The following is a 23027-nucleotide window of genomic DNA, read 5'->3' on the forward strand; positions in this document are numbered from 1 at the left end:
ACGCAAGTTTTCGGCGTGTCGCCCTGATGCGCAGGTGGTTCTCAGCGGATCACAGGTCGGCGTGCAGGCTCCAGAGGCGCTCCCCCGAGCTGGCCCAGGAGAACGCCCTCGACCGGTCGGACGCGAGAATCCGGAGGCGCTCGGCCGCCGGTCCCGCCGCCTGCTCGATCGCATCAGCGATCTCGTCCCCCGTGACGAGAGTGCCGCCGTCGGCGATGACGTCGCGATGGGAGCCGCTGTCGACCGCTACGACGGGAACGCCGAGCGTCATCGCCTCGACGGCCCGCCACGGCCAGCCCGCGAACTCGTGAGTCGTGGCGAAGACAGACGCACCGGCGAGCACGGCCGCACGATCCTCGACCGTCAGCACACCCCGCACATGGGTGCGACGCTCCGGGAGGCCCGCTGCGGATGCGATCTCGACGTAGCGAGGCTCCGCCCCGTCCGGAGCATCGAGCACGACAGCCTCGATCCCCGCCGCCACGGCCCCGCGGAAACCGTCCCGCAAGGACGACTCCGACCCGGTGAGCACCATGTACTCGCCCGGCAGCGACAGCGCACTCCGGCGCCGATCGGCGTCATCCGGGACGACGAACCCTCGAGGCGGCGCCCCCGCGATCACACGCACGCGATCACCCAGACGCGCGAGTTCGGAGAGCCGCGCAGCGACCGCGTGGGAGGGCACCACGACGGCATCGGCATGCTTGACCGCCCGGCGGAGCATCCCTCGCTGCCAGGAGACCTGGTTCTTCGGCAGCAGCTCCGGTGCATCCCACGCGCGCAGGTCCCACAGGGTGACCGTCGTCTGGTCATCGTCGTGGACGCGATCGTGCTTCACGAGAGGAGCGAACAGGCTCGGCGAATGGATCATGCCGCCCCCGACCCCGGGAGCGATGCCGAGCTGCCAGGAGGCCGCCAGCTCACGACGCGCCAGACCGAGGGTGCGCACCTCTCCCACTCCGCGGATCGTCGCCTCGGAGCCCGCCGGAACGATGAGGTCCACCGTGCAACCGGAGGGTGCTGTCGCAATCACTCCGTGGGCCAGATCCACCGCAGCGGAGGCGAGATCGGGGTCGACGATCTGGCCGAGTTGATCCAGAACGAAACGCAGCCGAGCTCCCATGCGCTCAGGCTATCCTCGGGCCGCGACGCCCCCGTGGAGCGCACCACCCGTGGCGCATGAATATCAGCGTTCCCACAGTTTCCGGCCACCACCGGCACCACCGTTCATGCTTGAATGCTCGGGTGAGCGATGGCCGGCTTCCCGTCAGACGCCGATGGATCGGGTGGACCATCGGCGCGTTCCTCGCGTTTCTCCTCATCGCGATCGGGTGGGTCACCGTTCGGGGGATCGGGGCGGTGAACGACCTCCAGGACGTCGCAGACGGGGCGACGCAGCTGAAGAAGACGATCGCGGCGGGAGACCTCGACGGCGCGGAGCCGGTCGCCCGGAGCGTCGCACGCAGCGCAGCCTCAGCCGCCGACCTGACCTCGGACCCGGTGTGGCAGGCGTTCGGCCTCGTCCCCTGGCTCGGGCCGAACTTCCGTGCCGTGAGCGAGATCGCCGACATCGCCGACAGCGTCTCAACGGATGCTCTCGCCCCTCTACTGGAGGTGGCGGACGGCCTCGATCTCGCAAGCCTCGGGTTCGTGGGCGGCACCATCGACCTCGCCCCGTTCGCCGAGATCGAGAAGCCGCTCCGCACGGCCAGCACCGCGCTCGGAACTGCGGAGCTGCAGGCCAGACGGATCGACGCCGACGCCACCCTGCCGCCGCTCGCAGAGGCCATCGATCAGATGCGGTCCGCCGTCACCGAGGCTGCCACCGCGGTCGGTGCACTCCACGGCGCCGCCGTCCTCCTGCCGACGATGCTCGGAGGGGAAGGCCCCCGCAACTACGTGCTGGCGATGCAGAACAACGCAGAACTGCGCTCGTCCGGCGGGATCATCGGCTCAGTCGCCCTGCTCCATGCGGAGAACGGGAAGATCACCCTCCAGAAGCAGGCTTCGACACGGGACTTCCCCGCCCTCGACACCCCCCTGCCGCTCAGCGACTCGACGGTCGCCCTGTTCGAGGATCGGCCGGGCCGCTTCCTGCAGAACATCACCAGCATCCCGGACTTCACCGAGGCCGGAGAGACCATCGCCGCGCGGTGGACGGGACGATTCGGTGGAACGGTCGATGGCGTCATCGCCGTCGACGCCATCGTCGCGGAGAACCTGATGGCCGTGACGGGAGACCTCACGTTCGGGCCGTTCACCGCGACCGCCGAGAACATCACCGGCATCCTGCTCTCGGAGATCTACGCGGCCGTCCCCGACCCCGCCGTACAGGATGAGATCTTCGCCCAAGCGGCCGGTGCGCTCTTCAGCGCAGCCTTGTCCGGTGGGGACCCGAAGGCGCTGATCGGAGCCCTGGCCGAATCCGCCGAGGAGGGCCGGATCCGCATCTGGAGTGCGCACGCGGACGAAGAGGAGTTCCTCGCCTCGTCCGCGCTGGGAGGGACGATCCCCGAGGACGATGCGGACGCCACCTACGTGGGCGTGCTGATCAACGACAGCACCGGCGGGAAGATGGACTACTACGCCCGCGGCGCCTTCTCGACTTCCGTGGGCACCTGCAACGGCGCGCCGACGACTCAGGTGCAAGTGACGTGGACCAACGCCGCGCCCGCGGACGCCGCGACGTCCCTCCCCGCCTACGTCACCGGGGACGGCTACTACGGGGTCCCCGCCGGCACGGTGCGCACACTCATCGCGGTCTACGGCCCTGCCGGCGCGACGCCCTCCCACATCGACCGGGACGGCGAAGAAGAGGGCGTGCAGACAGCCATGCTCGATGGCCGCTCCGTGGTGCAGCACGAGGTCTCGCTCGCGCCGGGCGAATCGACGACGATCACCGTGGAGTACCAGGGAACCGGCGCCGGAGAGCGGCTCACGGAGATCCTGCACACACCGCTGGTCGACGAGCCGGATGCGACACGCAGACCACTGACCTGCGCATCGTGACTTTCCTGGCTCGATAGGGTACTGTCGACTCACTGGGGAATATCTGGGGTCTGCAAACCTGCCGTGGGGGCAGGAAGGCTCCACGCAGTCGGATGCAGGGGTGTATCCGGAGGCGATTCCGCGTGAAATTCTGGGGAGAAATCATGCTGAAGAAACTGGCTGCCATCAGCCTCACCGCTGGCGCGCTCGTACTCGCTGCGCCGGCCGTAGCGACGGCGGCGCCGACGCTCGCTCCGACCGCGTCGTCCAACGACTACCCGACGCCTCCGGGAGTCAAGGTCAGCGACCCGATCATCGACACCTGCGAGGTCTCGACCATCGTTTTCGGAGCAGGATACTTCCTGCCTTCCGAGAACGTGAGCGTCTCCATCTCCGGACTCGAGGCCGCTCGGGCCGCGGGCTCGGGCAGCACCGCTGGCGCAGACGGCGGACTGACCTACACGTTCCGACCCCCGGCCGATGGTGAGGGCTCGTACGCCGTCTCCTTCAACGGATCGCGTTCGTACACCGCCACCATCACGGTTTCGCACGGCCACGACGCGGCCACGTCCTGCGACCACGATCCTGGTGTGGCTCCGGCGGGTACCGAGCTGCCGCTCACGGGCGGAGACAACGCGGCGTCTGCCGGCGGGTTCGAACTCGCCCTCACCGGCGGCAGCGTTTCGCCGTGGTTCCTCGGCGGTGGCGCCGCAGCGCTGGTCGCCGGTGGCGCCCTGGTCGCCGTCGGAGCATCTCGCCGCAAGCGCGCCTAGGTCCGGCTGCCGCCTCGCGCGGTGGTCGACTGGACGACGGTGATCCCTCCCCCTCCGATCACCGTCGTCTGGTGCGTCCGGCCGGCGCACCGCCAGCCCACGGCTCCTCCTCCTCCTCGAAGGTGGTGACCGTGGGCTTCGTCGCGCACCCGGCGCCCACCTCGCCCGTTCCCGCCGCGACGGAGTGCACCCGATGACTGGAAGGCACCGTGTCAGGGCGCAGGGGTCGGCGTCTCCGTCGGGGGGTGCAACGTCTGCCGGATCAGATCGTGGATGTACGCGTAGTCCGGCTGGTGCTCATCCACTCCGGAATCGGGGGTGAGCTCGATCGTCGTGACGGGCTGTTCCTTCGCCTTGAGCATCAGATCGAAGAACTCCGGCAGCTTGTCCGACGGGAGATCCGTGCTGATCAGAGCCGTCCCCGCCGCCGCCACCTCGTTGAACCTCGTGAGCACCGTCTGCGGGGTGAACTGCGCGAGGATCGCCTCCTGCAGCTCCCGCTGACGCTTCATCCGATCCCAGTCACTCGTCGTGTAGCGCGAACGGGCATACCACTGGGCGGTGTCACCGTCCATCCGCTGCTCCCCCGGCTCGATCCAGCCGATAGCCCACTCGTTCACATCGGTGCCGGTCCAGCCCTCCGGCGGTCCGCCCTTGGGCAGACGCTCGGTGACGTTGATCTGCACTCCACCGAGCGCATCGACGAGCTCGGCGAACCCGTGCATGTCGACGAAGACGTAGTAAGGGATCTCGATTCCGAGAACACCCTCCGCCGCGTCCTTCGTCGCCTCGATACCCGGCTCGGAGCCGTTGGCCTTCGCGTCAGGATAGAGCCCGGTGCCGCCGTCTTCTCGACAGACCTCCGCGGCGTTGCGGATGTGGTTCATCCATCCGTTCCACCCGCAGGTGGAAGATCCGTGCCCTTCGAAGCCGTTCGGGTAGAGCTCCTGCATCGGGCTCCCCTCGCTGAACGGCGCGTTCGGGAGTTCACGCGGGATGCCGGTGATCGTCACGGCCCCGGTATCGGCGTTCACCGAGACGACCGAGATGCTGTCGAAGCGCATCGAGTCACGCCCGTCGCCGCTGTCCGCACCCAGGAGCAGGATGTTGTAGTAGCCGTCACTCGGCTCGACGCTCGGTCCGCTCTGTCCGAAGATCGCCCCGATCGTGCTGCGCACCGACCCCACCGCGGTCGCGGCATACCCGACGCCACCGCTCACGAGCCCCAGCAGCACCAGCGCGACGACCGGGATGGCGAGGCGAGAGGGTCCGGGAACCTTCACGAGTCGCACCAGCCGCAGGGCATCGAAAGTCAACACGACCCAGAGCACGATGTAGCCGACGAGGAGCACCTGGACGACGGTGAGGATCGCGGCGGAGAACAGCCCGCCTCCGATCGTGAGCCACAGCAGGGCCGGGCGGGCGAAGAGGGCGAGGCCGAGCGCCGCCACCACGAGCAGCCACGCCAGCAGAGTCGCGCCGAGCCCGAAGCGGCCGAGCCTGCGGTTGCCCGCGAGCACCTGCGCAGATCCGGGGACCAGGAGATTGAGGGCGACGAGCCACCACCCGCGCTTGGCCATCATCCCCGGGTCAGCGACATCCGGGTGCCGCAGAGGGCGTGTCTCGATGAGCGGGCGCTGTGTTGCGCGCGGAGGCGCAAGGGTCACAGCGACCCCTTCAACCGTTCGTTCTTCTCCTCGACCTGTGTCTCGAGATCGCGGGCGTATGCGTCCACCCGGTCGGCGAGATCCGCATCCGCCGTCCCCAGGATGCGGGCCGCCAGGAGCCCCGCGTTGCGGGCGCCGCCGATGGACACGGTCGCGACGGGGATGCCGGCGGGCATCTGCACGATCGAGAGCAGGGAGTCCATGCCGTCGAGGTAGGCGAGCGGCACGGGAACGCCGACCACGGGAAGCGGCGTCATCGAGGCGAGCATGCCCGGAAGGTGGGCCGCTCCCCCGGCGCCGGCGATGATCACCCGGATACCGCGGGACCGGGCCTCCCGCGCATACGACATGAGCTTGTCCGGTGTGCGGTGGGCCGAGACGACCTCGACCTCATGCGGGATGCCGAAGTCGGTGAGCGCCTGAGACGCATCGCTCATCACGCGCCAATCGGAATCGGATCCCATCACGACGCCGACCAGAGGGGCAGCGGAGGAGTGCAGTGGCTCAGTCACCAGATCAGGCTACGGTCTACCGCTGTGAGAAACCCCGAACGGCGCGCGTCTTGTCCCGCATGTCCGACCGTGAGAGGTGCGCCGGCGTGCAGGATTCAGGCGAAATGTGCGGCGGCCGCACGCGCGACGTACACGGCGTCGTCGAGATCGTCATCCGCGACGTTCACGTGACCGACCTTGCGACCGGGTCGTGGCGCCTTGCCGTACGTGTGGATCTTCGCCTGCGGGTGCTCGACCATCGCCGCGGGGAAGCGCTCCTCGAGCGTGCCCTCCGCCGGACCGCCGAGGATGTTCACCATCACCGACCAGGCTGCACGAGGAGCCGTGCTCCCCAACGGCAGATCGACGACCGCGCGCAGATGCTGCTCGAACTGTCCGGTGACGGCGCCGTCCTGGCTCCAGTGACCACTGTTGTGCGGTCGCATGGCCAGCTCGTTGACGAGGATCCGCTCATCGTCGGTCTCGAACAGCTCCACGGCGAGCATGCCCGTCACACCGAGTCCCTCCGCGATGGTGCGTCCGATCTCCTCAGCGACCTGCACGAGGCGCTCGGCTGCCGCGGGTGCCGGCGCGATGACCTCCGCGCACACGCCGTCGCGCTGCACCGTCTCCACCACGGGGTACGCGACAGTGTCGCCGCTGGGGCGACGCGCCACCTGCTGGGCGAGCTCGCGGACGAAGGGGACGAGTTCCTCTACGAGGAGTGCATCGTCTTCGGCCAGCGCATCGAGCCAGTCCTGCGCCTCTTCCGCCGCGCGGACGACGCGCACACCCTTGCCGTCGTAGCCGCCCCGAGGCGTCTTCACGACACCGGCGCCCGCGTGGGCATCGAGGAACGCCTGCAGCTCAGCGACGTCGCGCACCGCGGCCCAGTCCGGCTGAGGGACGCCGAGCTCGGCGAGGCGGGCGCGCATGACCAGCTTGTCCTGCGCGAACTGGAGAGCGTCGGGGCCCGGGTGCACGACCACACCATCGGCGACGAGGGCACGCAGCACGGACTGCGGCACGTGCTCGTGATCGAACGTGACGACGTCGACTCCTGCGGCGAACGCACGCACCACGTCGATATCGCGATAGTCGCCGACCGCCGTCGCGGCGAGTCCGGCGGACATCCCTTCGTCTTCGGCGAGCACCCGGATCTCCAGCCCGAGTTCGACCGCCGGAGCGATCATCATCCGGGCCAGCTGCCCTCCACCGATCACGCCAACACGCAAAGCCATGTGCCGTCTCCCTTCGTCCGCCCCCATTCTCCCGCACCTGCACAGGAGGATCGGACACGTCTCCCCTGCGCGATCGTCGATCGCCCACAGGACGGATCGTGGTCACGCCGGGTCGAACTCGTCTCCGCCCGCCTGCGCGTCGCGATGCGCCAGGATCTGCCCGACCTCGATCTGGTCGGCGAGAGTCTCATGGACCAGCGTCACGTTCGGTACGTTCGCGAGACGCATCGGCGCGTCGACGCCGTTCGACAGGGTGATCGTGCCCGCGCCCCACACGCGCTGCAGCGGCCCGCGTCGGACGGCGATCGTGTAGCCGCGAGCGTGGGACATCTCCCGGCGCCGACGGGCGCCGACGCCGTGGTGGGCGATGACACGTCGCGTGGTGACCGTCGTGCTCCGCGAGTACCAGACGATGAACGGCAGCACCACGGCGAGAAGCACCAGCGCGCCCGCCGCGGAGAGCAGCATCCAGTCCTCATACCCCGCCGGGAGGTTGCCGTAGAAGTAGGCCGTCGCGCCGAATGTCGCGATGAGGACGAGTGCAGACCAGAACAGTCGACGGGCATGGCCCCGGAAGCGTGCGATCAGCAACTCCTCCGAAGGCGTGCCGGGCGGCGGCATCAGAGGCCGTCCGCCGAGCGTCACAGGCTGGGTCACCCCACCATTGTGCCTGTGATCCCCGACAAGCCCGTGTGTGTCTCGGCGTGTCAGCTTCCCGCAGGACGCACGTGCACGACGTCACCCGCGGATATCGCGTGCTCCACGCCTTCGGAGACGACCAGCAGCCGCCCTTCCGCGTCGAGGCCGACGGCCGTGCCCTCCTGTGTGCGATCGCCCGGCATCGACACCCGGATCGTCTGCCCCACAGTCGCGCATCGTTCGGTGACGGCACCGTGGGCGCCGCTCGCGACGGCGTCTCCGGCGGCGGCGGCGAGGTCCGTGAGCCGGGTGTCGAGCGCCGTCACGTAGGTCGCGAGCAGCTGATCCTCGTCGACGTCGACGCCCTGCGCCGCGAACGATGTCGCCGTCGGGACGGGGAGCTGCTCCACCGTCATCGCCGTGTTCACTCCGGCGCCGACGATGATGGCGTCCGACGCCGCCTCAGCCAGGATTCCGCAGATCTTCCGACCGTCGACGAGCACGTCGTTCGGCCACTTCACCGCGACCTCTTCGTCCGGGAGCTGCGCGGCCACGGCCTCCGCCATCGCCAGTCCCGCGAGCAGCGGTATCCAGCCCCGCGACGCCGGTTCCGCCGGAAGAGCGCGCAACAGCACGGAAACCGCAAGGGCTGAACCGTCCGGCGCCACCCAGGTCCGATCGAGCCGCCCGCGACCCGCGGTCTGGTCGTGCGTCGCCAGGATCGAGAGGTGCGGCCAGCCGTCCGCGTCGTGCGCATGCCCGCGAAGGTCGGCGTTGGTCGACCCCGTTCGCGCCACCAGTTCCAGGCGCGGCACGATCGCGGTGGAGCGCGGGAACCTGATGCTCATGCGTCCTCTTCGTCGGCTTCTTCGTCGTCGTCATCCTCATCTTCGCGGACCGCCCCGACCTCGTGGGCCTGCCACCGTTCCCATTCCTGCATCAGCCCGTCCACGGCGGCATGGAACTTCGCGGTCGCCACCCCCTGTGTGGTGTCGCCGAAGTAGTGCTGCACCCACATCCGCAGTCGGGCGATCGCCGCCTCGTCGTCCCGCACCCGCTCTATCTCAGCGACGACGTCCGCCGCCGACTCGGCGGTCAGCCACTCGCAGTCGGACAGATAGCCCTGCGTGTCGACGGAGGCCTGGTCATCCGTGGGGCGCGTGATCATCAGCGGCTTCCCCGCCGCGAGCCGGTCGTAAACCATGGCGGAGATGTCGACGATCGCGACGTCCGCGGCGGTGAGCTGCCAGCCGAGCTCAGGGCCGTCGTCGTAGACGTGCTGGGCGCGCGGGTCCGCGGCGTTCGCCGCAGCGATAGCCGCGATGACCCGTCGATGCGCGGCGCCGTAGGCCTCATCGACGACGCCACTGCGGGGATGCGGACGATAGATCACCCGGTGCTGTCCGGTGGCGAGCAGGCGGGCCACGAGCGTTTCGCCGTGCGATGCGATCGATCCGTAGTGCGCGCTGGGCCGGTCGCCCTCCCACGTGGGGGCGTACAGCACGACCGTACGGTCATCGGGGACGAAGGGCAGCGTGCCGGAGTAGTGATCGGCCTGAGGGCGCCCGATCTCGATCGTGCGGCGATCCACGTCGTAGTCCCAGAGCGTCCGCGAGAGGCGGTCCCGCGCGGCCTGGCCGGCCACGAACGCATAGTCGTACGCCTTGTACTGGTTCGTGGTCATGTACATCTTGTCGGACTCGCCGTGGTTGATGAACACGTGCCACCGCCGCCCGTAACGGAACATCTGGAAGTTGCGGGTGTTCTGGTTGACGTACAGCACGATGCGGATGTCCTGCGTCGCGATGAAGCGCTCGAGATCGCGGACCTTCGGCACGAACGCGACCGGAGGCGAGGCCTCGTCCAGGAGCTTCTCGGTGCCCGTCGCCTGCCGCGAGAGCACGACGACCGGCCAGCGGCGGGCGAGCTCCGCGAGCGGACGGTACCACTGCCGCATCTGGTACATGTTGACCGCACCGTCGGCGAAGTACACCGCCACTTTGAAGTGCCCCGTCGGATACGGCTCGGTTTCGGCGAGGCGACGACGCACCCGCTGGACGGCGGTTCGGGATGCGAGCGCCCGCTTCAGCAGACGGTACGCCTTCTTCGCGTCAGACAGTGCACCCATCCCTCCAGAGTAGTTCGTCCACGCGGGGTGCCCCGGCCGGTGAACGATCCGGGCTGCGACGCGCATGACGGCTTCCCCTCAGGCAAAGCCGGAAGCCGCCGTGACATGATCGTCATGTGCCAGCCGACGAGTCAGCCGCTCCCCTGCCCGGGGTGTCCTTCGTGATGCCGGTGCTCAACGAACACGCCTACCTGGAGCACGCGGTCGAGTCCGTGCTCGCTCAAGACGTCGATGTGCCCACGGAGCTCGTGCTGGCTCTCGGCCCCTCCACCGATGGGACGACGGAGCTGGCCCAGCGGCTCGCAGAGACGGACGAGCGCATCCGGCTCGTCGGCAACCCGGCTGCGCACATCCCCGTGGGGCTGAACGCCGCCATCCGCGCCAGCCGCTACGCGACGATCGTCCGCGTCGACGCGCACTCCGAACTCTCCCCCGGCTACGCCGCCCGAGCGCTGGCCACGCTGGAACGCACGGCGTCGGCCAACGTCGGCGGTGTCATGCACGCCGAAGGGCGTACGCCGTTCCAGAAGTCCGTCGCACGCCTCTACAACTCCCCGGTCGGACTCGGCGGAGGCGCCTACCACGGAAGCTCGCAGGAGGGCGAGGCCGAGTCGGCCTACCTCGGCGTCATGCGCCGTGAGGTTCTCGATGAGGTGGGTCTCTTCGACGAGACGATCCGGCGCGGCGAGGACTGGGAGCTCAACCTCCGCATCCGACAGGCCGGTCACCGCGTCTGGTTCGATCCCGACCTGTCCGTCACCTACTGGCCCCGGGAGAGCTGGACGCGGCTGGCGCGGCAGTTCCGCGCGACGGGCGCCTGGCGGGGTGAGCTGGTGCGACGCTTCGGGCGACGCAACGGCCTCCGCTATTTCGCTCCCCCCGCGCTCGTGCTCGTGGCCGCGCTCGCCCTCGTCCTGGGGGCGCTCCAGCTGGCAGGAGTCATCACCGGCGCGGTCTCCTGGATCGCCTCGATCCTCGTCTACGGGCCACTCGCCCTGTACGTGTTGCTGGTGATGGGCGTCGCTCTCGCGCCCGGCGGCGGCGGTGCGCGCCAACGGCTGTGGACTCTGCTCGTCCTGCCCACGATGCACCTCTCGTGGGGCATCGGGTTCCTCGGCGGCGTGCTCCGAGGCGCTCGGGACACTGTGGATGCTTCGCGCTTGGGCACCCGGAACACGCCACTCCCCTGAGACGGGTGAGCGACCGGATCAGGGTGTGACGAAACCGAGGTCGAGGATGCGATCGACCACCCGCTCGGCAGCACGGCCGTCGTCGCGGGAGTTGAACTGTCGTCGCCACGCCGTATAGCGCTCGGCGAACACGGCTTCGTGTTCCGGGTCTTCGAGCGCCGCGGCCAGTTCCTCCTGGGTACGCACCAGCGGACCCGGGGCCCGCTCCGCGAGGTCGAAGTAGAAACCTCGCAACTGACCGCGATAGTGGTCGAGATCCGGTACCAGGAAGTACATCGGCTTGCCCGTGACGCTGAAGTCGAACATCACCGAGGAGTAGTCGGTGATCAGCGCGTCCGCAGCGAGCAGCAGACGCGCGGTCTCCGGGTAGCCCGTCACGTCGATCACGCGCGCTCCGGCACGGTCTCGTCCTTGTTCCAGCGTCCGCGAGTGCCCACGCACGAGCACCACGGCATTCGCCTCTCGGGCGAGACGCTCCGCATCCACGAAGTCGACCATCTCCGCGCGATCGTCACGCCAGGTCGGGGCATAGAGAAGCACCCGCTCCTCGGGCTCGATGCCCAGATCCTTGCGGATCGCGGCGGGGTCCCCCGTGATCAGCGCGTCGTTCCGGGGGTACCCCTCCACCCAGATCGGTCGTCCGAAGAACGCATATGCTTTGCGGAGTATGCGCTCGGAGTACGTGTTCTGAGCCAGCAGCACGTCCCATCGACGCGATTCCTTCACGACGGCGGCCATCCGACGCGGATCGAAACCGGGACGGTGCAGCGCGAGACGCTTCAACGGCGTCCCGTGCCAGGTCTGCACGACCTTCTGTCCGGGTTTGCGGGCGAAACGACGGCGCAGCCAGTCGTTCACGACGAGGAGCCGGGCAGCGCCCCGCGCGTGCCACCACTGCGGGCTTCCTTCGACGACCGCGATCGCCCCGTCCGGCACCTCGACCGAGAGGTCGACGACGCTCCAGTAGCGACGCACACCGGGTGCCCTCGCTGCGAGCTCCCGGTCGATCGCCCGCGGATTGCAGCCCACGCTGCGGCCGTAGAAGCTCTCGAAGAAGACCGCGTTCTCGGTGCCGCCGGACTGCGCGACATACCGCTCCTCGAGGGTCGATCGCCCCTCGGCGGTCTCGTACACGGGGTCGATCGGCGGTGCGATGCGGACAGCGCTCCCGGTGACGGCGACGCGTACACCGCGGAGGACGACGGGATCGATGTGCAGAGCGTCGAGGTCGGCGTCCGCGATCCGCAGTTCATACGCGCCGGAGGGAAGCGGAAGCGAAGGCCCGCCCCACCGCGAGGCCTGCAAGGCGAACGTGGCCTTCCAGGTCTTGCCGCCTCCGCTGACGCGAGCCTCCACCCGCGCCCGCGGTCCGACGAGCGCCGCCGTGGCCGGACGCTGACCGGTCCCTGCGATGACCAGCGTCTCTGCCACGTCATCGATGCGGGCCGTTGTCATACTGCTCCCTTCGGCGCGGGGATCCCCCGTGCGCGGATCACGCGGTACACGCGCTCCGTGTTGCGACCGTCCCGATGCGCATGCATCGTCGCGCTGAGCGTAGCGGAACGTGCCGACGCCGCGTCGTACGAGTCGGCATCGGACAGGAGGTGCTCGAGCTGCGTGAGAAGCGACGGCCAGTCCGCGGCCGTCGCGGAGCCGGCGACCTCCTCGAACCGACCGTAGAAGCCTCGAGTGCGCGCATACTCCGCCGCGTCCGGAGCCAGGAAGAGCACCGGCATCCTCAGCAGTCCGACGTCGTAAGCGAGCGAGGAGTAGTCGGTGACCAGCACATCCACGGCGGCGAGCGCAGGCGTCACATCGGCCAGGACGGACGCGCCGAGCGCGCGGACCCTCCGGCTCGGCAGCGGTGGCACATAGCCCCCCGCTCCCAGAGGGTGCGACCTCACGAGCAGCACCGCGTTCTGCTCTTCGAGGAGGCGGAGGATGGAGATCCACTCCGTGGCGGACGGCACCGCCGGATCGGGCGCTCCGTCACGCCAGGTCGGCGCATACAGGATCGTCCGCGCCCCCTCCGGAATCTCCCCGACGACGCGGTGGAGAAGCGCGGAGGCCGCGTTCCGACGTTCCTCACCCGAGCCGGCGGAGAGCACATCGACGCGCGGCTCACCGGTCACGACCACCCGATCGTCCCCGAGACCGAATGCCGATTCCAATCGCCCCCTGGCACGGGTCGAAGCCGCCGGCAGCACGCGGATCCGCTGGGCGGTCGCACGGTACAGGAGGGCGATCACCCGGCGTAGAAGGGGTGCTCCGGGAACCTTCGGCACCTGCGTCGTGGCCGGCGAATCCAGTCCGATCCTCTTCAGCGGGATCCCGTGCCAGAGCTGGACGACGAAAGCGCCGCCGACGGCGTAGCGGTTGACGTCGCCGAGGCCGTGCGTCACGACGAGGACACCCGCTCCGGCTGTCGCCCACCAGCCGCGCAGACCGTTCTTCCGGACGAAGCGGATACCGAGAGCGGTCGCCTCCCGCTCCTCGCGCACAGAGCCGGTGAGCCACAGGGTCTCGTGGCCGAGCGAAGAAGCGTAGTGGTACAGGGCGAGGGCTCCGTCGCCGATGCCTGCGCCGCAGCCGAACACCCAGCGTCGCCCTCGCGGGACGAGGAAGGTGCCGAGGCGCCCGACGGCGTACAACGGGATCCGGAGCAGCTTGGCCGCGTTGCCGGAGCCGAAAGAGAAGGACGCCACCTCGCGAGCCTATCGCGGGGTGGCGCCCTTCTCTGTGAGACCGGGGACTCAGCCGGCGAGTTCGCCGAGCGTCACCTCGATGTCGTAGGACTTGCCGCCACGGACGTAGGTGACCTGGGCATCGCTGCCGGCCGCCGCCGCGCGGACCTGCGCCGTGAGGTCGGTCGCGCTGGTGATCGGAACCCCGTTGAACGAGGTGACGATGTCACCCTTCTCGATGCCGGCTGCCGCCGCAGCGCCGCCGTCGCTCGCCTCGGCGATGTACGCGCCGGCGACGGTCGCGCCCTCGACGTTCGAGGCGTCCTGGACGGAGGCGCCGAGGAGGCCGTGCGTCGCGGCGCCATCGGCGATGATCTCGTCGGAGACCCGCTTTGCGATGTTCGACGGGATGGCGAAGCCGATGCCGATGGAACCGGAGTCCTCGGAGTTGCCCGAACTCGCGATCGCCACGTTGATGCCGATCAACTCGCCCTTGCTGTTGACGAGCGCGCCCCCGGAGTTGCCGTGGTTGATGGCGGCGTCGGTCTGGATCACGGCGATCGAGATGGAGTCGGACGTCTGCTGACCGGAGTTTCCGGGGATGTCGAACTGGAAGGGCCCCTGGCCCTGATCGGGCGACTGCTGCTCAGGAGCATCCTCGGAGGACGAGTCCGGCAGTGCCGACGACGCGATCTGGATGCTCCGGTTCAGTGCGCTGACGATGCCGGTGGTGACCGAGTTCGCCAGGCCGAGCGGGGCGCCGAGCGCGACCGTGGTGTCGCCGACGTTGAGCTTCGACGAATCGGCGAACTTCATGGGCGTGAGCCCCTTGGCGTCCTTCAGCTTGATCACGGCGAGGTCGTAGATCGGGTCGGTGCCCACGACCGTGGCTTCGTAGAGCTTCCCATCCGAGGCGGTCACCCGGATCGCGGGATCGGCGACGGCTCCGCCCAGCGTCACCACGTGGGTGTTCGTGAGCACGTAGCCGTCGTCGCTGATGATGACACCGGAGCCGCTGCCTGCCTCCTGGGAGCCCGCGACCTCGATGGTGACCACGGAGGGGAGGGCCGACGTCGCGACGGCGGTGGTCTCGTTGACCGACCCGGGGTTGTTGACCGTGACGGTCTGCGGCCCCGAGGCCGTGCCGGAGGACGGCGGGTTCTGAAGACCGTTCAGCAAGGCGCCGCCACCGAACCCGGCGACACCGCCGACGAGCGCGGCCGCGACGATGAACGCCGCGAACTTCGCGCCGCCTCGGGATTTCTGGTCTTTGGCCTTCGCCTCGCCGGGAAGCGTGTCCGCACCGAGGGGCTGCGTGGGCTGCGTGTAGGACGCGGCGGTGGGGATGCCGAACGCGGCACCAGGGGCCGTTGCCGTCGCGGAGTTCGCGGGGGCGGCGAAGACGTACGGCACGGGCTCGACCACGGGCGCCGCCGGCACCTGCGAGGTGAAGGTCGGCGGTACGACGTGTCCCTGGACGGGGGCGACGGGAGCCGGCGCGGAGGGACCCGGCGAAACGGCGGACGGCGCGGTGGTGTCAGCGGCGGCCTCCGTCGCCGGCTGAGCGGCGACCTCTGCTGCCTCGGTGGACGGCACGGCGTCGTTCGACGCGGGTACCGAGTGGTCCTGTGTGTTGTCTTCGTTCATGGTGTGTGCTCCTTCAACGACCACTTCAGAATGACGCCTGTGTCTGTGCGTTCCTTATGTCGAAGATGAGTTTCAGCTATGGCCTTAGCCTGTTCTTCATGAGTGTCATCCCCGGCGCATGGCGTCGCACGGCGGCGGGCGCCGGTCTGCTCGCCGCAGACGGAACAGTCGCGCCCACCATCTTCGCAGAGATGTCCGCTGCCGCGGCCCGAACCGGAGCGATCAATCTCGGACAGGGATTCCCCGACGAGGACGGCCCTCCGGAGGTGCTCGAAGCCGCTCGGGCCGCGATCGCCCACGGGGCGAACCAGTACCCGCCGGGTCGCGGCGTACCCGACCTGCTCCAGGCGATCAGCGAGCATCAACGCCGGTTCTACGGGCTCGATGTCGACCCCGGTACCGAGGTGATCGTGACGGCAGGGGCGACCGAGGCGCTCACGGCCACGCTGCTCGCGCTGATCGACGGTCCCGACGACGAGGTGGTCGTCTTCGAGCCGTACTACGACTCCTACGCCGCAGCGGTCGCTCTGGCGGGAGCGCGCCTGCGCACGGTTCCGCTCCGCGCGCCCGACTTCCAGCCCGATCTGGACCAGCTCGCGGCCACCGTGAACGATCGCACGCGGATCATCCTCGTCAACGACCCGCACAATCCGACGGGTGCGGTCTTCGGACACGACGTCCTCACCGCGGTGGTGCGGCTCGCTGCGCGGCACGACGCCGTCATCGTGACTGACGAGGTGTACGAGCACCTCTCCTTCGAGGCACCCCACACGCCGATCGCGACGCTGCCCGGCGCCGCCGAGCGCACCCTGACGATCTCTTCCGCCGGCAAGACCTTCTCGGTCACCGGATGGAAGATCGGCTGGGTGCACGGACCCGCCGCTCTCATCACGGCGGTGCTCACGGTGAAGCAGTACCTCACGTACGTGAACGGATCCCCCTTCCAGCCCGCCGTCGCCACGGGGCTCCGACTCGACGACTCCACCTTCACCGATGCGTCATCCGCGCTCGCCCACAAGCATGGGATCCTCGGCGACGGACTGCGCGCGGCCGGGTTCACGGTGCACACGCCACAGGGCGGTTACTTCACGGTGGCCGATGCGACCGCGCTCGGCGGCACGGACGCCGCGGCGTTCTGCCGAACGCTGCCGGAACGTGTCGGCGTCGTCGCCATCCCGTTGACCGCGTTCGTGTCGGAACCGCATCGACAGGAGTACGCGGGACTCGTGCGCTTCGCCGCGTGCAAGCGAGTGGATGTCCTGGAGGAGGCGGCGTCCCGCCTGGCCGATTTCATCGCCTGAGCGTTCGAGGGACCGGATCGTTCCCTCAGCGCGGCACGACGGCGTACCGCCGCACACGGAGCGAGGGGTTCACGGCGCGCACCCGGTCGATCGCAGAACGTTCCACGACCGCCACCGCGATTCCGGGCGCGGTACCGACCCCGGCGAGGACGACGCCCTGCGGATCGATGATCTGCGAATGTCCGACGCCGATCGGCGTGGGGTGGTCCGCCGCGACCACGTACACGGTGTTCTCGATCGCACGCGCGGCGAGCAGCGTGGTCCAGTGGTGCTCCTTGAGCGGACCTCGCACCCATTCCGCAGGCACGACCAGCGCATCGGTCCCCGCGTCGACCAGCGACCTGGCGACCTCCGGGAAACGCAGGTCGTAACAGGTCATGAGCCCGAACCGCAGACCGGCGACCTCGAACGTCGACACCTCCCCCACCTCGCCGGCCTCGATCCAGTCGGACTCCGTCTGTCCGAACGCGTCGTAGAGGTGCTGCTTGCGATAGACCGCGAGGATGCCGTCACCCCGCACCGCGACGAGCGTGTTCCGCACGCGGCGGTCGTCCGACGCGCGCTCCACCAGCCCTGCGACGATCACGACCGCATGATCGGCGGCGAGTGCGGTGAGCGTCGTGACGAAGTCCCCGTCGAGGTCTTCCGCGTTCGCCGCGAGGCTCTCGTCCATCGGGTCGACGAAGTAGCTCGAGTACTCGGGGAAGACGATCAGCCTGGCCCCGCGAGCCGCTGCCTCCGCCGTCAACTCCGCGATCTTCTCGCGGTTCTCCGAACGGGAAGCGGTCGGCGCGAACTGACACACGGCGACGGGGACGGCTGCTGTCTCGGACATGCATCCATCCTCCCGCATCGACACGCCCGGGGCGTCATCCCCGGGCGCCTCGATTCGCCGAGGTCCGCATTCCGTGATAAGTTACTTCTTGTGCCGCGGGGTGGAGCAGTTCGGTAGCTCGCCGGGCTCATAACCCGGAGGTCGCAGGTTCAAATCCTGTCCCCGCAACAAATGAAAGGCCCTCTGATCTAGAGAAATCCAGATCAGAGGGCCTTTCGCCTTTCCTGCAGGAGCACGCGCGCATGGATGTCGCCGGCGGGCGCGGAGCCGGCCGGATCACGAGATCTCCCCGGTTCGGATGAATCGCGGAACGAGCCGGACGAAGACCACCATCACGATCAGCTCGACGATCGTCTGGGTCACCACCACCAACGGTGCGAGAGCGAAGGATGCCGGAAGCGCGAGCGCCAGCGGAAGGACGACGAGCGAGTTGCGTGTCGCGCCGGAGAAGACGATCGCACGTCGAGCGGGGACGCCGAGCTTCGAGACACGACCGGCGACTGCGCCGAGAGGGAGCATCAGAGCGGCGAACCCGAGGAAGATCGGCACGGCGACCCAGAGGTCCGCCAGGCGCGCACTCACGCCGTGCACTTGGGAGGCGACGACGACCGCGAGCGTCAGCATCATCAGCGGCACCATCGCATCGGCCGCCACCGCCTCGACGATCCGTCCCCACCGCGACCGAGACGCCGCGTACTGCACCGCCCCCGCGGCCGCGAGAGGAAGGAGGATCACCCAGACGAAGGCCTCGATGAACGGGGTGAGCTCGACGGTTCGAACCAGGTCCACGCCGACGAACCACCACAGAAAGAGCGGGAGCAGCAGCATCTGTCCGAGCATCAGGATCGGTGCTGCCGCGAGCAGCCGTTCCTTCGCCCCTCCCCCGAGCCCGGTGAACACGATCACATAGTCGACGCAGGGGGTGAGCAGCACCAGGAGGACGCCGGCCAGCAACGCCGCGTCCTGCGCCACGAAACGCGAGAGCCCGAACACCACCACGGGCACGATCACGAAGTTCACCGCGAGGAGGACGGCGAGGAACCGCCCGTCGCGCAACGCCCGGCCGATCGCCGGAAAGGGCACTCCGAGGAAGGTGGCGAAGAGGAGCACAGCGAGCACCGGGGTGATCGCGATTTCGAGCGGACGCGCAGCAGAGGGCACCCGCAGACCCAGCACGCCACCCGCGGCGATCGCCACGAGATAAAGAGCGACCTGGTGACGCTCACCCCAGACGATCACGCTTCGCATGCCACCAGCATGTCCTGCCGCACGGCCACTCGCGAATCGGAGCCGCGCCGCCGGAACAGGAATGGGCGCCCCCTCACGGGGGCGCCCATTCACTGCGGTGCAGGGCGACTCACTTCTCGGCGGCGGCGTCCAGCTCCAGGAGCTTCTCGACGGCCGCGGTGAGGCGCTCATCGGCCTCCGCGAACTTCGTGAGGTCACCCGACTGCAGCGCCGTCTCACGGTCGACCAGTGCCTGCTGCGCGGCAGCCAAGGCGTCGGCCTGCGCATCCGTCGGCTGCGTGGGCTCGGTCGGCGTCTCGCCGGCGTCCGGGTTCTCCGTGTCCGGGTCACTCGGCTCGACCGTGTCGTCACCACCGGTGGCACCGGAATCACCGCCGAAGAGCGTGTCCAGAGCCTCGGTCAGCGTGTTCTCGAAAGCGACACGATCACCGAACGCGACCAGCACCTTCTGCAGACGCGGCAGCTGCGTGCCCTCGGAGGACTGCACATACACCGGCTGCACATAGAGCAGACCGCCACCGACCGGCAACGTCAGCAGGTTGCCGTAGATGACCTCCGACTCTCCCTGTTGCAGCAGGTTGAGCTGAGGCACGACGGACGTGTCGGAGTTGTAGGTGTTCTGCACCTGGCCGGGGCCCGGCACCGTCGTGTCCGTGTCGATCTCGAGCATCCGCAGCTGGCCGTAGCCCTCTGCCTTCACGCCCTTCTCCGAACCGGCGTCCGAGTCCACCGCGAGGTAGCCCATGAGCACGTCGCGGCTGCCGCCCGAGCCCTGCGAGTTCGGGATGAACGTCGAGAACATCGAGAACCGCGGGGAATCCTGGCCGGGCATCTGCATCGTCAGGTAGTACGGCGGCTGCAGCATCGACTCGCTGCGCGGGTCGTTCGGCGTCTGCCAGCGGTTGTCCTGCTGTGCGAAGGAGCCGGCCTTGTCGACGTGGTAGACGCCGAGGATGTCGCGCTGCACCTTGAACAGGTCCGTCGGGTAGCGCACGTGGCTCATCAACTCACCCGACATGTCGCTGATCGGCTTCAACGTCGACGGGTAGATCTTCTGCCAGGTCTTGAGGACCGGGTCCTCATCGTCCCAGGCGTACAGCGTCACGGAGCCGTCGTAGGCGTCGACCGTGGCCTTGACCGAGTTGCGGATGTAGTTGATGTCGTCGATGGCCAGCGTCGGCGACGTGACGTTGGAGTCGGCGATCGCGTCCGACAGGCTCACGCTCGTCGAGTACGGGTAGGTCTGGCTCGTGGTGTAGCCGTCGACGATCCAGACGATACGACCGTCCACCACGCTCGGGTACGGATCGCTGTCGAGCTCGAGGTAGGGCGCGACCTTCTGCACACGGGTCGTCGGATCGCGGTCGTAGAGGATCTGCGACTCCTCGTTCACGAGGTTCGAGAACAGGATCTGCTCGGACTGGAACTTCAGCGCGTACAGCAGCTTCGTGAACGTGTCGCCGATCTTGGGTCCGCCGTCCCCGGAGAACGTCGTCTTGGTCTCGCTGGAGCCGTCCTTGCCCCGCGGGTAGTCGATCTCGGCCGGCTCGGCGCCTTCGGGCGCTCCGACGATCGAGTACTCGGGCGACTTCTCGCCAAAGTAGACGCGAGGCTCGAAGTTCTCCCGGTCCGTCAGGAACCCGGAGGACGGGATGCCGCGCTCGAGGAACACCGGCTCGCCGTCCGAGGTCCGCTGGTTACCCGCGGCTGCCACGAGACCGTAGCCGTGCGTGTAGACCGCCACACGGTTGTTCCAGTTGTCACCGTCGCCGAGACCGGACATGTCGAGGTCACGCACGGACACCACGGTGTCCTGCATCTGGCCGTCGATCTCGTAGCGGTCGACGTCCATGGTCGTCTGGAACTGGTAGTAGCCGCGGTACTGCTCGAGCTGACGCACCGTGGGCGGGATGACCTTGGGGTCCATGATGCGGGTCGACGCCGTGGTCTCGGCATCGGCGCGCAGCTGACCGGCCTCGGCGTCCGTCTTGGCGGCGAACGGCGTGGTCTCGAGGTCTGCGACGCCGTAGGCCTCCTTCGTGCCGTCGATGTTCCGCTGGTAGTACTCCGCCTGGTAGGCGTTCTGGTTCGGCTTCACCTGGAAGGTGGTGACCACCCAGGGGTAGCCGACCCCGACGACGAGCGCGGCGACGATCAGGAGCGCCGTGGCCGCGAGCGGGAAGCGCCAGCGGCCGATGACCGCGGTGACGAAGAACAGGATCGCCACGACGGCGGCGATGATGGCGAGGATCGCGAGGCCCGGGATCGTCGCGTTGACACCCGTGTACGCCGCACCTGTGATGCGGTCGTCGGGCTCGACGAGGGTCTTGTACTGGTCGAGCCACAGGCTCGCCGCCTGCACGAGCAGGTAGAGACCCGCGATGACCGCGAGCTGGATACGCGCAGGCTTGGAGATGCGCAGCTCTCCCTGGCCCACACGAACCGATCCGTACAGGTAGGAGACGAGCGCGGTGACCAGGAGTGCGAGGAGCAGGACCGCCGACACGAACGCGAGCAGGATCGAGTAGAACGGCATCGCGAACATGTAGAACCCGGTGTCGATGCCGAACTGCGGATCGACACTGGACGTGGCGACACCGTTGGCCCAGAGCCACACCGTCTTCCACTGCCCTGCGGCGGCGAACCCGGCGAACAGCCCGAAGAAGATCGGCATGCCCCACATCGCGAGTCGACGCAGCGGCTCGATGACCTCCTGGTAGCGGTCCAGTTGAGAACTGAGCCGCACGTACACCGGGCGCAGCCGGTACGCGAGCTGGATGGCGACGAACAGCGGCACCGCCATTCCGAGGAAGCCCACCACGAACATCACCGCCGTGGCGATCCACTGCGTGGTGAGGACACCGGTGAAGCCCAGCTGGTCGAACCAGAGGAATTCGGTGTAGAGGGAGGCGAACACGAAGAACACCGCGATCAGGGCGGCGATGATCACCAGAGAGATGCCGAGAATACGTCGGGACGTTCGAGGCGTGGCCGGAGTCGGAGCTGAGGTCGAGGTCACCCCTCCATCCTAGGCATCGCTCACTGTGCGCAGGCTGTCATCCCGGTCACGGCGAGGTCACGGTGCCCGGTCGGGGATCAGCTGCCGGCGGTCTCGCACGTCGGCAGCGCGGCGACGTCGCCGTCGTCGGCGATCACCTCGAGCGCGGCGAGCGACTCGTCGAGCGTCGCGGTGCGGATCACCTGGAGTCCGTCCGGGACGTGCCCGACGACCTCGTCGCAGTTCGCTTCGGGCGCGAGGAAGAACTCCGCGCCGGCGTCGCGCGCACCGTACAGCTTCTGCCGGATCCCGCCGATCGGACCGACGGTGCCCGCGGCGTCGATGGTCCCGGTGCCGGCGATGTTCTCCCCACCGTTGAGCTCCCCCTCCGTGAGGGTGTCGATGATCCCCAGCGCGAACATCATCCCTGCACTGGGCCCGCCGACGTTGTCCAACTGGATGGTGACATCGATCTCGAAGTCGTAGTCCGTGCGGAGCGTGACGCCGATGAGCCAGGTCGTGACCCCGCCCTCCACGTGCTCCACCGGTGTCACCTCGACCGTCTGCTCCTCGTCATCACGCAGCACGGTGAGCGTCACGGGATCGCCCGCCGCCACCTGGATCGCCTCTCGCAGCTGCGTCGCCGAGGCCACCGGTGCGCCGTCGATCGCGGTGATCACGTCGTCGGCCTCGAGCACGCCCTGTGCCGGCGAGTCGGGGACGGCGTCGACCACCACGACCTGCGCGCCGGTGTCGTACCCGAGCTCGTTCAACGCAGCTGCGGTGGCCTCGTGCTGTGAGTCGATCATCAGCGTGGCGTTGCGCTCGTCGCGCTGCTCGGTCGTCACGCCTTCAGGGAAGACGGAGTCCAGCGGCACGACGGCGCGCGAGGAGTCCATCCAGGCCAGGGCCAGCTCGAACCAGCTCGGGGTGCGCTCACGGTTCCCCACGACCTGCACGGTGGTCAGATCCAGCGTGCCGGCCGTCTCGAACGTCTCGGCGCCGTCGACCTTGATCAGCGGAACCTCGTCGCCGTCCTTGTCGGTCGCGGTGCCGAGCGTGTCGTAGACCGGACCGGGCCGTTGGATCACATAGGGGGACGGCAGGAACGTCAGTACGACGAGGGCGACGAGCGCGACGATCAGCGCCCAGACTCCGAGTCCAGGCTTTCCAGACCGCGTTCGATCCACAGCATTC

The 23027-nt window shown here is 68.7% G+C and carries 18 protein-coding genes and 1 tRNA gene; 5 read left to right on the plus strand and 14 right to left on the minus strand.

Going from position 1 to position 23027, the window contains the following annotated elements; genetic code table 11:
• Window positions 1-49: 49 nt before the first annotated feature.
• Window positions 50-1123 (minus strand): glycosyltransferase, encoded by a 1074-nt coding sequence (locus L978_RS10650; protein ID WP_047523031.1) that lies wholly within the window; start codon window positions 1121-1123, stop codon window positions 50-52.
• Window positions 1124-1245: 122 nt separating this feature from the next.
• On the opposite strand from L978_RS10650, the gene L978_RS10655 reads away from it, so the two are divergent.
• Both L978_RS10655 and L978_RS10660 read left to right on the plus strand, forming a co-directional pair.
• A complete protein-coding gene (locus L978_RS10655; protein WP_047523032.1) occupies window positions 1246-3009 on the plus strand; it encodes a DUF4012 domain-containing protein in 1764 nt (587 codons plus the stop codon).
• Window positions 3010-3152: 143 nt separating this feature from the next.
• A complete protein-coding gene (locus tag L978_RS10660; RefSeq protein WP_047523033.1) occupies window positions 3153-3761 on the plus strand; it encodes a hypothetical protein in 609 nt (202 codons plus the stop codon).
• A gap of 212 nt (window positions 3762-3973) precedes the next feature.
• On the opposite strand, the gene L978_RS10665 is transcribed toward L978_RS10660, so the two are convergent.
• From L978_RS10665 to L978_RS10690, 6 genes are all read right to left on the minus strand, one after another.
• Window positions 3974-5428: an LCP family protein gene (locus tag L978_RS10665; RefSeq protein ID WP_047523034.1), complete on the minus strand. Its 1455-nt coding sequence runs from the start codon at window positions 5426-5428 to the stop codon at window positions 3974-3976.
• Window positions 5425-5892 carry a 5-(carboxyamino)imidazole ribonucleotide mutase gene (gene purE / locus L978_RS10670; RefSeq protein WP_047523092.1) on the minus strand — a complete coding sequence of 156 codons (468 nt, stop codon included), beginning with the start codon at window positions 5890-5892 and terminating at the stop codon, window positions 5425-5427. The genes L978_RS10665 and purE overlap by 4 nt, the downstream gene beginning before the upstream one ends.
• 143 nt (window positions 5893-6035) lie before the next feature.
• Window positions 6036-7160, minus strand: coding sequence for a 5-(carboxyamino)imidazole ribonucleotide synthase (locus L978_RS10675; RefSeq protein ID WP_047523035.1), 1125 nt, complete (start codon window positions 7158-7160; stop codon window positions 6036-6038).
• Window positions 7161-7262: 102 nt separating this feature from the next.
• Entirely contained in the window at window positions 7263-7781 is a 519-nt protein-coding gene (locus L978_RS10680) for a PH domain-containing protein (RefSeq protein WP_197055652.1), read from the minus strand.
• Window positions 7782-7867: 86 nt separating this feature from the next.
• Window positions 7868-8647, minus strand: coding sequence for a biotin--[acetyl-CoA-carboxylase] ligase (locus L978_RS10685; protein ID WP_047523037.1), 780 nt, complete (start codon window positions 8645-8647; stop codon window positions 7868-7870).
• Window positions 8644-9927, minus strand: a complete 1284-nt coding sequence (locus tag L978_RS10690) for a CDP-glycerol glycerophosphotransferase family protein (protein ID WP_047523038.1) — start codon at window positions 9925-9927, stop codon at window positions 8644-8646. Before L978_RS10690 ends, L978_RS10685 begins: the two co-directional genes overlap by 4 nt.
• Before the next feature lie 116 nt (window positions 9928-10043).
• On the opposite strand from L978_RS10690, the gene L978_RS10695 reads away from it, so the two are divergent.
• The gene (locus tag L978_RS10695; RefSeq protein WP_047523039.1) at window positions 10044-11117 is read left to right on the plus strand and encodes a glycosyltransferase family 2 protein; all 1074 of its coding nucleotides are present in this window, start codon (window positions 10044-10046) and stop codon (window positions 11115-11117) included.
• A gap of 18 nt (window positions 11118-11135) precedes the next feature.
• Here the strand turns inward: L978_RS10695 and L978_RS10700 are convergent, their stop codons facing one another.
• The 3 genes from L978_RS10700 to L978_RS10710 are packed head-to-tail and all read right to left on the minus strand — an operon-like array spanning window position 11136 to window position 15448.
• Window positions 11136-12572, minus strand: a complete 1437-nt coding sequence (locus L978_RS10700) for a CDP-glycerol glycerophosphotransferase family protein (RefSeq protein ID WP_047523040.1) — start codon at window positions 12570-12572, stop codon at window positions 11136-11138.
• Window positions 12569-13822, minus strand: coding sequence for a CDP-glycerol glycerophosphotransferase family protein (locus tag L978_RS10705; protein WP_047523041.1), 1254 nt, complete (start codon window positions 13820-13822; stop codon window positions 12569-12571). Before L978_RS10705 ends, L978_RS10700 begins: the two co-directional genes overlap by 4 nt.
• Window positions 13823-13870: 48 nt before the next feature.
• Window positions 13871-15448 (minus strand): trypsin-like peptidase domain-containing protein, encoded by a 1578-nt coding sequence (locus L978_RS10710; protein ID WP_047523042.1) that lies wholly within the window; start codon window positions 15446-15448, stop codon window positions 13871-13873.
• 98 nt (window positions 15449-15546) lie between these two features.
• Between L978_RS10710 and L978_RS10715 the strand changes: the two genes are divergently transcribed.
• Window positions 15547-16749: an aminotransferase class I/II-fold pyridoxal phosphate-dependent enzyme gene (locus L978_RS10715; protein WP_047523043.1), complete on the plus strand. Its 1203-nt coding sequence runs from the start codon at window positions 15547-15549 to the stop codon at window positions 16747-16749.
• 25 nt (window positions 16750-16774) lie between these two features.
• On the opposite strand, the gene L978_RS10720 is transcribed toward L978_RS10715, so the two are convergent.
• The gene (locus L978_RS10720) at window positions 16775-17584 is read right to left on the minus strand and encodes a carbon-nitrogen hydrolase family protein (RefSeq protein ID WP_047523044.1); all 810 of its coding nucleotides are present in this window, start codon (window positions 17582-17584) and stop codon (window positions 16775-16777) included.
• Window positions 17585-17678: 94 nt separating this feature from the next.
• On the opposite strand from L978_RS10720, the gene L978_RS10725 reads away from it, so the two are divergent.
• A tRNA-Met gene (locus tag L978_RS10725) sits at window positions 17679-17752 on the plus strand.
• Between the two features lie 108 nt (window positions 17753-17860).
• Here the strand turns inward: L978_RS10725 and L978_RS10730 are convergent.
• From L978_RS10730 to L978_RS10740, 3 genes are all read right to left on the minus strand, one after another.
• Window positions 17861-18832 carry an arsenic resistance protein gene (locus L978_RS10730; protein ID WP_047523045.1) on the minus strand — a complete coding sequence of 324 codons (972 nt, stop codon included), beginning with the start codon at window positions 18830-18832 and terminating at the stop codon, window positions 17861-17863.
• A gap of 109 nt (window positions 18833-18941) precedes the next feature.
• Window positions 18942-21851, minus strand: a complete 2910-nt coding sequence (locus L978_RS10735; RefSeq protein WP_047523046.1) for a UPF0182 family membrane protein — start codon at window positions 21849-21851, stop codon at window positions 18942-18944.
• Between the two features lie 77 nt (window positions 21852-21928).
• The gene (locus L978_RS10740; RefSeq protein WP_047523047.1) at window positions 21929-23020 is read right to left on the minus strand and encodes a YlbL family protein; all 1092 of its coding nucleotides are present in this window, start codon (window positions 23018-23020) and stop codon (window positions 21929-21931) included.
• Between the last annotated feature and the right edge of the window lie 7 nt (window positions 23021-23027).

The organism is Microbacterium sp. ZOR0019 (genome assembly GCF_000800925.1).
Taxonomy (GTDB): domain Bacteria; phylum Actinomycetota; class Actinomycetes; order Actinomycetales; family Microbacteriaceae; genus Microbacterium; species Microbacterium aurugineum.